Source organism: Spirosoma radiotolerans (genome assembly GCF_000974425.1).
Lineage (GTDB): Bacteria > Bacteroidota > Bacteroidia > Cytophagales > Spirosomataceae > Spirosoma > Spirosoma radiotolerans.
The window spans coordinates 2,884,080-2,895,664 of the sequence record NZ_CP010429.1 but is presented as its reverse complement, the minus strand read 5'-3'; the positions used below and the strand labels follow the sequence as shown (position 1 = coordinate 2,895,664).

The following is an 11,585-nucleotide window of genomic DNA, read 5'->3' as shown; positions in this document are numbered from 1 at the left end:
CAGGAAGGCTGACTAACTGAACATCCGGTAGTGCCTTTGACTTACTCTACCAGTCGAAGATCGAAATTTTTAAACAGGTTTACTCCTCGACGTTACTTCTTGGCTCAATTTAGCAAAAACACGGACGACTCAGAGCTTTGGCGCCTTTTTCGAGAGGGCGACGAGGACGCTTACACGACGATGGCCAACCGTTATTATGCCAAGCTTATTCACTATGGACAGAAATTTACGTCTGATAGACAAATAGTTGAAGATGCCCTTCAAGATGTGTTAGTTCGGTTGTGGGTAAGCCGCCGTACACTTAAGGATACGCCCTCCGTAAAATTTTACCTTTTAAAAGCCTTTCGACATCAGCTTTTTAAAGCGATGCAGAATTTTCCACGTAACCCAACTATTCAGGACGACACTCAGGAATATAACATGGAATTCTCTGCTGAAGATCACTACATCCAGCAGGAAACCGAAGTGAATGTCAGAAATGAGGTAGACGAACGTCTGGCTCATCTCCCCTTGCGGCAGCGGGAGGTAATTTACTTACGTTATTTTCAGAGTCTTACTATTGAAGAAATAGCGGACATACTGACCATTCGACCTCAATCCGTTAGTAACTTAGTTCAGCGGGCTTTGGCCAAACTACGGGAAAGCTGGCCTATAATCCTTTTTCTTATTCTTGACTTTTTGTCTAAATAAGGAAACAAGCGTAACAAGACCTGCTAAATTTGACAGAGTAAGACCTTTTGAAAATTTGATAAGGACTGAACGGTCTTGATAATAGGTATTGACGAACGGAAGTATATATATCTTAAGGTGTAAGCCATTAGTAATAAATAACTTGTAGTAATTTAGTTTATAACAAATTTTGTTGATTAGCGCAGTTCAGTTACTACCGCAAAACGTATCTACTAGTCACACCTAGCACTCGGTTTATTGGAACCAGGAGCTGGCCTGTTAACGCAACGCAAGCCTGCCTAGGCAAATTAAACACAGGTGAATCAGCCACTAAACCCGTTTCCTCAGTACCCCAGCATTTTGAAATCCGCTTTGGTGGTTAAACGGGTTAAACAAATGGTGACAATAAAACCATAATTAAAACCAACGTATGAAAACGATAGTAATGACGGTTGCGCTGCTAATGGCGGTAGCTTCTGTGAGAGGGTTGGCACAGGCAGGGGGTAATACATCTGGTCAGCAAGCAACGACCCAGGGCGCTTCCAAGCAAGGCGGTAAAGGGCCTGCTCAGAAAAAGGGGGCGACAATGAGTACTGGGTCCAGCAGTGCCAGTAGCCAATCGGGTGGTAATAAAGCGGGTGGCAAACGTGTCAATCAACAGGCCGCCGGTATCCCTGATCGAAGTGGAGCAACCGGCAGTACAGCTAGAATTGGAACGACCGGCAATACGTCAGGAAGTGGAGCGACAGGCAGCCCATCTGGAAGTGGAGCGGCTGGTAGTACGGCTGGTAAAGGATCGACCAGCAATACATCGACTAAATCAGCTAAAAAACAGTAAATATTTATCCTACCTGTCGCCAAAAACGTCAGGTAGGATAAATACAAACGGCCACAATAGGTCCCGGCAGATCGTTTCCTTGCCAAGTCTACAGCTTAAGTACGTGTTACAAGCTGCAATGAGTTAATGGAAGCTTTGTATGAAAATGCGTGGATGCCAAACATTCAGCATTTCCGTCCGGCCGTTGCCTTTAAGGGCCTTTCCGAAGAATCGTATTCACTGGAAACGTTGTTAATGCGGATGAGCAAGGATTAGGCGCAAATTGAACCTCTTCGTGAACAGTTTAAAAGTGAAGGATAACTGATCTAATTGATCAGTCATTTATAGGAGGCCCCTCCTTTCTAAAGAGCTTAGTAGCATCCTTCTTTTTGTTAGCCGAACAACCTGAAAATTCTGTACCTTCAACACCAACAACCTGCTTCCTGGATCGACAATAGGTTTCTCACATTCACGTCCTTGACGTGAGTTAGATACTACTATATCATCAAGTTAGGTTACGTTCGTGTCTCTACACAAGATCAACATCTGACGCTATAGCTAGATGCCCTTTATGCAGCAGGTTGCGCAAAAATCTTTCAGGAAAAGCCAGTGGGTCTAAAGTAGAATATTGTAGCTGTAGCCAATTTAACATTTATTAAACGAACGTTTGCTAAATGTTAATTCAATGACGTCTAACACTTATTAAACGAAAGGACGTTCAAGGTTAAAGATAACCACATTAGGATGATAGACGCTCATTGTGACTTACAATGGTATCCTATCCTTTCTTTTATAAGTCGAAAAGCGTTCATGAAATGGTTCTCCTTATTGCTTGTTCAGACTTATAAAGTAAGTTGTGCCGCTATTGGTGAACGTTAGATTTATATAGGCATACTTGCCCGCTGTGGCTGGATGAGCATCCAGTTTGTAGGTATTGGTTTGGTTGGTACCCGTCCCATCATCCACCGTTAGACTTAACGTGGTCTGAGTCACGGCCCATGTTCCTTCCAGGACGGTATCAGTTGTGGTACCCGAAGACTGGCAGGTGCTCGTTGCCGTTTCAGTGAAGGTGTTATCGCTCTTAAAATTGTAGTAAAACTCAATCTGGGAGCAATTATAACCGAAGATCTGCCGTAAATAGGCCAAATAATCGGATGTGCCATTAATCGGTGTCGGATCGACGGTAAAGGTCACTAATTCCCAGGTTCCGACTAAGTCCACCGTAGGGATTGGGGTGGTGTCTTTTTGTTTGGAGCATCCTAAGCACGTCAAACAGATTAAGGCAATGAGCCGAGTCGTCTTCATTTTTTTTCGTCGTTATTTCCACCCACGAATGGTGAGCGGTAGGGTGAATAAACTAGCCTTCAGACAGTCAGCGCCGATGTTGCGAAAAGAAAACAGTTGATTGCTAGGTCAAATTTCGCCAACCATTTTGCGCTACGCCATAACCCTTTACACCCACTGAGCAAGCGGTAAAATGCCTGCAAGCAAGGGTATTATCAAGTTACCTTTTACTGGAAGGGGAGACGGGCTATCCAGCCCGATTAGCGCGACATGGCCACCGATGCCTTTAGGGAGATTTGACAGCGTTTGATCCTAGCCGAAGTGCCTCTGGATGGCGCTAATGGAGTGAGCAGTCACTTGAATCAGGAAGCCGCGTTTAGTGTCTACTTTTCCCACCACTAAAAAAAGGTAAAAAAACGTTTTTGTGAGTCCCTAAAATGAGCACAACAGTATGACTATTAAGCGCTTACGCTGCCCATCAAATTTAATAGATTGGCCTTTTATCGTACGATTTTAAAGAGACATGGATTGGAAGGCGGGGTAGTATCGTAGAAAAGTATGGAACGGACGGTTGGCCCTAGGTCTGCATACCTACTGCTACCTCGCAGTGATACTCCCCAATAAATCTTCATGGCGGAGCGGGACCGTAACCAACTGTCAAATGCTCCTCAATCTCATACTTAGAGCAATTTATGAGATAGTGCCTCTGCAAAAGAAACGCCCACCCCAAGCGAGGCAGGCGTTTACCGCTTTTCTTCTAACTGTATGTTATGGCCGTACTAGCTTCAAACGCTGTTGCTGGCTGGCCGTGCTTACGTTCAGCAGCAACAGTCCCCGGCTCTGGCCTAGCGGCAGACTCACCAACTCAGTCTCACCCGCCTGCTCGATGCGCTGCTCATGGACGGTCCGGCCCTGCAAATCCACCAGCCTCAGAGTAACCGCTTGACCAACCACGCCTGTAATCTCTACTTCGGCCTGACTACCCACCACCGGGTTGCCCAGCACCTTGGCCTGCAAAGCTAACACCGGCTCGGGCGCACCTACCCGGGCCGGTGCCCCCGAGGGCGGAGTGCCAAAAATCAGCGTGTTGTTCAACAGTACGGTCACCCGGTTGTTCAGCCCCACCGGCCCGTAGATGGGCGCATACGAATAGTCATTGCCCTGATTAAACAAGCCAAAGTCCGAGCGTACCAACCGGAAGTCAATCACCCCTAAGCTGCTCAGGGGGCCCAGTTGTCGGGGGTTGCCCGGGAAGCTTAGCTCGACATAGCTATCGGCTCCGTTGACCGGCGCGGCTAAGCGAACCACACGGGCCTGCACATTGCTGGCCCCCAGATCAGCATAATCCACGTACACATTGGCCGTCTGACCGTTATCAGAGGTAAAGTAGTAGCGCAGCTTGAGAGCCGAGACTGGCAGCGCTACGTTGCCCGTATTGCGCAGCTCCAGCCGGGTCTGGATCTGGGAGGTAATCCCTCCATCCTTGGCGGCCGAGTACACCTGCACGGCGGTCTGGGAGGCCACCGGGGTTGGCTCCTGGCCCCAGACGATCACGCCGTTCCGATAGGCGGTGATACGGGCGTTGGGCAGATAGTCCCGGTTAGGCTGGTAGGAGTAGTCGTCGGTTTCGTTGAAGTTGCTGCGGTCCTTCTTCAGAATGCCATTCTCGATGGGTCCCGAGTTGCCGTTGGCCGGCAAGCTGCCGCCCCCGGGGAAGCTGTACTCGACGTAGCCAAAGGCCCCCTGTCGGGGCTGGGCCAGGGGAACATACTTCATGGTGACGGCCCCTAGCTGGGCGTAGTAAAGCTGAAAGTCCGTGGGCGGTGAATTGCCTTCGGAGGTGAACCAGTAGCGGACCGTTAGCTCGCCGTAGGGCACGGGCTGCCCGCCGGCATTGGCTAGCTTCAGAAATGGCTTGATGATCTGGTCCTGGGTCTGGCCGTAGTCCACGTCCTGGTGCAGCACCGAGAGGGTGGTGGGTAGCACCGTGAGTTGGAAGCTACCCACCGGGCTGGTACAACCGCCCTGGGTGCAGGTGGCGGTGTAGGTCTGGGTGCCCGTCATGGCCGTGGAGACAGTGAAGCTGCTGGCCGCGTTGCCGTTGGCCATGAGCATGCCTCCCGAGCAGCCCGCAACCGTCAGGCTGACGGGCCCCACGTTCTGGGCGATGGTCAGGCTGCTCACCCCCGCCGGGTAGGCATAACCACTCTGGGTGACGATCATGGGCGCCGAGGGCTGGGGCGTGATGGTGACCGTGGTCGACCCGTTCATAGCTTGCTGACAGCTGGTGCTGGCATTGGTAGCCAGCACGGTATAGCTACCAGTGGTCTGGGGACTGAAGCTCAGGGCGCTACCAGTGCCGGCCAGGGGCGAGCCCACCGGGTTGCCATCGCGTTGGAGTTGGTAGTTGACCCCCGACTCAGAGCCCGACAAGCCCACGCCAATGCCGCTGCTGCCGGCACAGTAGGCGCCCCCGCCGGTCACGGCGTACACCATCGGCAGGGGATTGACCGTTAGGCTCGCCGTGGCCGTAGCCGAGCAGCCATTGCTGGCCGTAGCTGTCACCGAGTAGGCCCCGCTCACACTAACCGAGAGGCTGGCGGTGGTGGCCCCCGTACTCCAGCTGTAGGCATCCCCGCCCTGAGCTGTAAAGTTCGCCGTTTGGCCCTGGCAGATGGTTTGAGAAGCCGGACTGATGCTCACACTAGGTGGCACGGGGTTGGTCAGCGTCACCGTCACACTATTGGTGCCCGTGCAACCAGCACTGGTCAGGCTAAAGCCGTAATAACTGCCGCCACTCAGCCCCGACAGCACGAAGCGGCTGTCGGCTACGGTGACGGTTTTGGTCTGCACGTCAGTCAACTGGCTGGTGCGATAGCTCACCGAGTAGTCCCCCCCGGCCACATTGGTGGTAAAGCCGATTTGACCGTTGGGCGTATCGCAGCGGGAGGAAGATGAAGTGCGGGTGTTATCCAGACTTAGCGTCGGCGTTGGCAAGACGGTGAGCTGGCCCGTGGCCATGGCGCTACAGCCATTACTAGCCCGGGTACCGGTGACCGAGTAGGAGCCGGGAGTGCTGGCGGCAGTACTGGCGGTGGTAGCCCCGGTGCTCCAGGTGTAGGTGTCGGCACCCGAGGCCGTAAAGGTCGCTGTCTGGCCCGAACAGATGGTCTGACTGCTTGGCGTTACAACAACGGTAGGGGCCACCGTGTTACTGGTGACCGTCGTCGTCGCGATGGCGGAGCAGCCCCCGGACACTGCCACGGTCACACTGTAAGGACCACTCTGGCTGGCCGTAGCGGTGGCCGGGTTGGCCGAATTGGCTTGAGCGCCACCGCTGTAGGTATACGTGGCACCCGACGGTCCGCCGTTAGTTGTCAGCGTGACGCTGGTCTTGGCGCAGGTTAAGGGGCCGTTGTTGCCCAAGCTTGGGAAGAAGGGCGCACTGACTGTGATTTGTTGCGATGCGCACGCACCGGGGGTGACACAGTTCCCTTCCCCCCGGACATAGTAGGTCGTCGTCGATTGAGGGCTCACTTGTATGGATGAGCCGGTACCGGCCGGCGTGCCTCCGCAGCTCCCCGAGTACCATTTCCAGTTGGTTGCGTCGTTGAGACTGCCGCTCTGGATTCGTAAAATGGTGCTGGTTCCAGCACAGATGGACGTTTGTGTGGTGGAAATAGTGGGTATGGTTGGGCTAAAGCAGGGGTTCTGAGCATTTGCCCTGGTTAGGGTTAACAAAACGGTCAGCAGACTCAACCAAACGAGGGGCATCCTTGGGCCTAGTCGTCTAGCGCGTAATGAAGTCACGCTGCTAAGAAACCCATCATCCAGGTTCCTCGAAGTTAGTTTCGGTACAGTAGAAATGGTCATACAAACATTGGTAAAAAGGTAATTAATAAAAAGTGAAAATAGTACGAACAACAAGTTTTTACCGCTGGTAGAGCCCAATGTGGGTTAATAGCGGATGTACAGGACGTAGCGAATCAAAATGTCCCATTTATCGCTGGGGCAAGATTAGGCGTTTCGTCAGCAAAGCAGTCGGAGATTTCACCCAAAAACTCGGATAATTGTCCCAACCGGGGGTGAAAGCGATTATTTTTTGTTTACATCCCGGTACTGACTGGGCGAGAGGCCGAATTCTTCGGCAAAGACCCGGCCGAAGTAACTGGGGTCCTGGAAGCCTACCGCATCGGCGATCTGGGTAATGTTCAGGTCAGGTAACAGAAGTAATTCTTTGGCTTTTTGCAGGCGCAGTGTTCGCAGATATCGGTTCATCGACAGCCCCGTCAGAGCGGTCATCTTGCGGTGCAGGGAGTTGCGACTCGTCCCCATCATCGTGCAGATCATCTCAATATCCAGCGCCGGGTTATCCAGATGCGGCAGTACGTTGCTGCGTAGCCTGATCAGAAACTGGTCTTCCCCCATCTCAGGCGCATCGGTCGGAATCGACCCGTCAACGTCCAAGGCTAGTTGACTATAAAAGCGCTGTAACAGACGCCGGATCTGTAGCTGGTTACTCAACACGACCCTCAACTCTTCGCGGGAGAAAGGCTTCACCAGATAGGCATCTGCCCCCCGGCGTAACCCCATGATTCGGTCACTCACCGCAGCCCTGGCCGTCAGTAACACAATGGGAATGTGGCTGGTCCGTTCGTCATGCTTCAGGGTGTCGCAGAGTGCAAAGCCATCTTTAAGTGGCATCATCAAATCACTCAGAATCAGGTCCGGAATACTCGCCAATGCCTGATCGATACCGACCTGCCCATTTTCGGCCCGAATCACCTGGTATTCATCCTGTAGACAAATCTGGATGTACGTGGCTACGTCCTCATTATCTTCCACCAGTAACACCACGGGCCGCTCCCTGGCCACATCCCGCGTGGGTTCGCCCCACTGGAGTTGGGCTGAATGTATAGATGACGGTGCGGGAGATGGCCCTTCCGCCTGGGATGCCCGACGGGTGAGGGGTAAACTGACAACAAACTCAGCTCCCCGGCTGTAAAGGGCCTGCCCCGAATTGTTCGACCAGGGTTGGCCGGGTCCATCCTGGCAGGGCACATCGAGCAGTAGCCCATCCAGGCCGGGCCCATCCAGGCCGGACCGATTACGAACGGCCAGACCACCCTGCATAAGCCCCACCAATTCCCGCACCAATGAGAGGCCTATTCCGGTATTTCCGCCCGATGCGTTCTGCGGGTTCTCAATTTGATAAAAGCGATCAAAGATCCTCGGCAGATGGGCTGGCTCGATGCCGGGTCCGGTATCGCTCACCGTGATCTGAATCCACGGCTGATCGAGGTGTCTAGTCGGGATTAGCTCCTCGTGGTATCCGGCCGCAGAGAGCGAATGCCAACTATTCTGAACGGCAACCCTATAGATTATCTGACCACCCGTAGGGGTAAATCTCAGGGCATTGATCAGCAGGTTCGCTAAAATATCCTGGAGTTTATCTTTGTTGAAGTCAGCTTCGCACTGCGCTTCCTCAGACTGAAACTGTAGCTGTACCCCCTTCGCCTGAGCGATGGCATGGAACGATTCCCCGACGTAGCTGACGAAGCTGACCAGATCGGCCCGTTCGAGGTGAATGGCCATCTCCCCGGCTTCGAGTTTCGAGAGGTCCAGTATCTGGTTGATCAGCCGTAGTAAGTTGTTGCCATTGCGCTCAATGAGGCCGGCCATCTGTCGCAACTCAGGGTCGAACTTTTGGTTCAAGCTGGCCGCCATGCCCAGAATGACGGTGAGGGGCGTCCGAAATTCATGCGAGATGTTGGCAAAAAAACGTGATTTGGTTTCGTCGAGCCGCAGCAGGTCCTGTGCCTGCTGCGCAATGAGCTCAGTGGCCGCTTGGATCTGGATCTGTAACCGGGTTTGTTCCTGCTGGTGCCTCCAGACTCGCCACCGGCCCCATCCCCAAACCGAGCCAATCAGCAAAACCAGCATGATCATGAGAAACCAGTTGCGCAGATAAAACGGGCGTTGTACGATGACCTGGATGGCCAGATTCGCCGATGACATCTGACCATCGGCCGCCTGTCCTTTTATCGATAATTGATACTCGCCGTACGGTAAATTACTCAACCGGATGGAGGGCTCAGTCTGATACGTCCACTCGTTGTCCAGCCCCTTAAACTGGTAAGCGTACACGTTTTTTTGGGCGTCGGCGTAATTGAGCAGCGCAAAGTCCAGCACACTCGTCCGGTCACCGGGCTGTAGAATAATCCGGTTACTTTTTACCACTTCTTCGGTTTTGTCAACCAGTTTATCCAGCGCATTATCAAACTGGCGAAACGAGACGATTTGCAGCGGAAGGGTAATCGGAGGTTTCTCGTGTTCAAAATCGGGAGGATTAAATGCGGTTATGCCGTTTAGACCGCCGAAATAAAGCTGACCGTTCGGGGCCTGAACATGAGCAATGCGGTTAAATTCATTGTGAGTAATGCCATCCTGAACCGTGTAAGACCGGGTTGTCATTCGGACCGGATCAAACTGCATAATACCGTAGTCACTGCTCAGCCACAGATGGCCCCGCCGGTCGGCATAGACAGCGTAAATATTGTCGTTGGATAACCCATCGGTACGTCTGAATTGCCGGTAGGTGTTTTGCTGGCGGTTCCACCGAATGAGTCCCGCATTGGCCGTTGCCAGCCAAAACAGGCCTTGGGTATCCTGGTAAAAATGCTGATAACTGTCGGTAGGCAGCCGAAAGCGCCCCTTGCCTCCACTCCAGTAACGAGCCGTGATGCCCCCTGATGAATCAACCGTGTACAAACCCGTAGTCGCACAGATCCAAAGGGTGCCCTGTCGATCGGCACCGATATGAAGCACATGCGACTTGGCTAGTTCGGGAAACTGGTTGTAGCGAGTGAACGGCAAAACCTGTCCCGTTTTCGTCTCGACAAGCCAGAGACCTACTAGCCCACCCGCCAGAGAGTGCTGGTTACTACATGGGAACATTGTCCAGATCGATCCGCCATTGGGCAATGGAGAGAGCGTTTGCGAATCGGTTCGAATGTCATACCTGACTAAATCGATCTGGCCTATGTTTAGTTTTCCAGGCTGACTATTGGTTAAGCCATACGAAATGCCACGTACCAATAACTTCCTGGCTGTCCCATCTAATAGATCGCAGCTAAACAAGCCTTTTTTTTCCAGGTTGGCGTATAGCTTATTCCCCACAACGGAGATACCTCGAATGGATGCCGCCTTTTCCTGGATATTGGTTGGCTCGTAAAAGAAGCGGTGAAAGTAGTTTTCAGTTACCTTGACCTGGTACACACCAAAACTGGTCCCTAACCACATCCAGCCGTTTCTGTCGGCGAAGAAACAGCGATTGTCAATCGACTGGCCTGCCAGTTGCTCCTTCAAATCCAATAGGGTTCCTTTGGTGTCACTCCGTAATTGAGTGCCCGTCCAAATCAATCCGCTACGATCAAACGCATAGTATACCGGGGAGAAAAACGCAGTTCTTCCTTGCCGCAATGAAGCCGGTAATTGCCGTCGATTCCCCAGCTGATCTACACTATACTGTACTCCCTGTAGATCGGTGTCTGAACGGTAGACCGTATAGAAAAATTCGATACCCGCATGGGGCTGACCTAAACAGACGTTAATGGTGCCTGGATCGTGTCGAAAGGTATGGAGAACACGACCATCTTGGGTTAATTCGACTAATTGATTGCCATCGGCGGTGGCCCAGATGGTGTTACGGGCGGTAACCTGGTGAATGGTCAAACTTTTATAGTGGGCAAGGGGCACATAGTGGAGGCCGGACCTGGGATGGTAGGCTATCAGGATAGCCGGTTGATAATTGGCGAAGAAGATCGTGCCGTCAGGACTGCCCAACACGTGCTGCCCAACCAGTAAAGAACTTGTCAGGAAATACTTTTTGAATTTCTCATCAAATGAAATAGCCGTGCCCGTCAACGGATTAAACAGGCTAATCCGCACCTTACTATCCTTATAAGTGCCCATGAGCCACAAAAGGCCATCGGCGTCCTCGGCAATAGACGCTATCTCATCGAAATCGAGCCCGTTACGTTCTTTGGTGTAGGTGGTAAATTTCAGCCCATCGAATCGGTTCAGACCAAACCTGGTACCGAACCACATAAAGCCCCGCCGGTCCTGTAAAATGGCGTTTATTTCCCGATGCGACAAGCCGTTTTCAGGGCCATACTGTTGTACAGAAGCGGCAAATTGCTGGGCCTCAGCTACCGAACAAAGGCAGAATAGTATACATACGATAAAGCGTACAGTTTTCAAGTTGAGTTATAAAGTGGTTTACCACGAACTAAATTAGCATGTAAGTTCGCTCATTTGAGTCAATTTCTAACAAATTTATATACACTAACAAGTCAATGCTGGGTAGATAAATTGTCAGATTTCAAACCAAACTCACCATCCCATTTTTGTCCTGACACTTCAGGTTTGAGAGCTTGCCTGAACTTTTTGATAAACCTGCCGCGTCGACGACCGTCCGGTGTAGAGGTCTGATCTTCGACATCAATCAGGGAACGGCAGTCTATGCCTGGGTGCAAACGGCGCACGTTATACTGCATGCCCCTCGGCCGATATAGTTGAAAAGCGAATGATGAGCATTCTGCAAGTCGATAATTGACCCGTCTCTACTACTTCTGACTTAAAATCCCCGTAGAACAACTCAACTTGTACGTTTTGATACTAAGCGGTTTACATGAACAGGCCAACGTTCCAAGAAACGCCCGGTTTAAAGAGAGTAAAACCTCTCTTTGTCTCACGGAAGAGCGTTTTAAGAGAAAAGCAGAGTTTTCAAATAAATAATTTGGTACTGTTTTTC

At 51.8% G+C, this 11,585-nt stretch carries 6 protein-coding genes; 3 read left to right on the top strand and 3 right to left on the bottom strand.

Annotated features, from left to right (window positions below; translation table 11 throughout):
* Positions 1-180: 180 nt before the first annotated feature.
* The 3 genes from SD10_RS11740 to SD10_RS30245 all read left to right on the top strand — a co-directional run bounded on the left by SD10_RS11740 (position 181) and on the right by SD10_RS30245 (position 1,762).
* A complete protein-coding gene (locus SD10_RS11740) occupies positions 181-690 on the top strand; it encodes an RNA polymerase sigma factor (protein ID WP_148562434.1) in 510 nt (169 codons plus the stop codon).
* Positions 691-1,099: 409 nt separating this feature from the next.
* The gene (locus SD10_RS11735) at positions 1,100-1,507 is read left to right on the top strand and encodes a hypothetical protein (RefSeq protein ID WP_148562433.1); all 408 of its coding nucleotides are present in this window, start codon (positions 1,100-1,102) and stop codon (positions 1,505-1,507) included.
* A gap of 126 nt (positions 1,508-1,633) precedes the next feature.
* Positions 1,634-1,762, top strand: a complete 129-nt coding sequence (locus SD10_RS30245) for a hypothetical protein (protein WP_262507412.1) — start codon at positions 1,634-1,636, stop codon at positions 1,760-1,762.
* Positions 1,763-2,311: 549 nt separating this feature from the next.
* Here SD10_RS30245 and SD10_RS11730 read toward each other — a convergent pair.
* From SD10_RS11730 to SD10_RS11720, 3 genes are all read right to left on the bottom strand, one after another.
* The gene (locus tag SD10_RS11730) at positions 2,312-2,791 is read right to left on the bottom strand and encodes a DUF5004 domain-containing protein (protein ID WP_082111578.1); all 480 of its coding nucleotides are present in this window, start codon (positions 2,789-2,791) and stop codon (positions 2,312-2,314) included.
* A 747-nt stretch (positions 2,792-3,538) separates the two neighbouring features.
* Positions 3,539-6,544: a cellulose binding domain-containing protein gene (locus SD10_RS11725; RefSeq protein WP_158500562.1), complete on the bottom strand. Its 3,006-nt coding sequence runs from the start codon at positions 6,542-6,544 to the stop codon at positions 3,539-3,541.
* 321 nt (positions 6,545-6,865) lie between these two features.
* A complete protein-coding gene (locus SD10_RS11720) occupies positions 6,866-11,032 on the bottom strand; it encodes a two-component regulator propeller domain-containing protein (protein ID WP_046573969.1) in 4,167 nt (1,388 codons plus the stop codon).
* Positions 11,033-11,585: the final 553 nt, after the last annotated feature.

Bases quoted from the DNA above. Each gene is read 5' to 3' on its own strand.
- SD10_RS11740 (WP_148562434.1), top strand. From the start codon at position 181: ATGGCCAACCGTTATTATGCCAAGCTTATTCACTATGGACAGAAATTT.
- SD10_RS11735 (WP_148562433.1), top strand. From the start codon at position 1,100: ATGAAAACGATAGTAATGACGGTTGCGCTGCTAATGGCGGTAGCTTCT.
- SD10_RS30245 (WP_262507412.1), top strand. From the start codon at position 1,634: ATGGAAGCTTTGTATGAAAATGCGTGGATGCCAAACATTCAGCATTTC.
- SD10_RS11730 (WP_082111578.1), bottom strand. From the start codon at position 2,791: ATGAAGACGACTCGGCTCATTGCCTTAATCTGTTTGACGTGCTTAGGA.
- SD10_RS11725 (WP_158500562.1), bottom strand. From the start codon at position 6,544: ATGCCCCTCGTTTGGTTGAGTCTGCTGACCGTTTTGTTAACCCTAACC.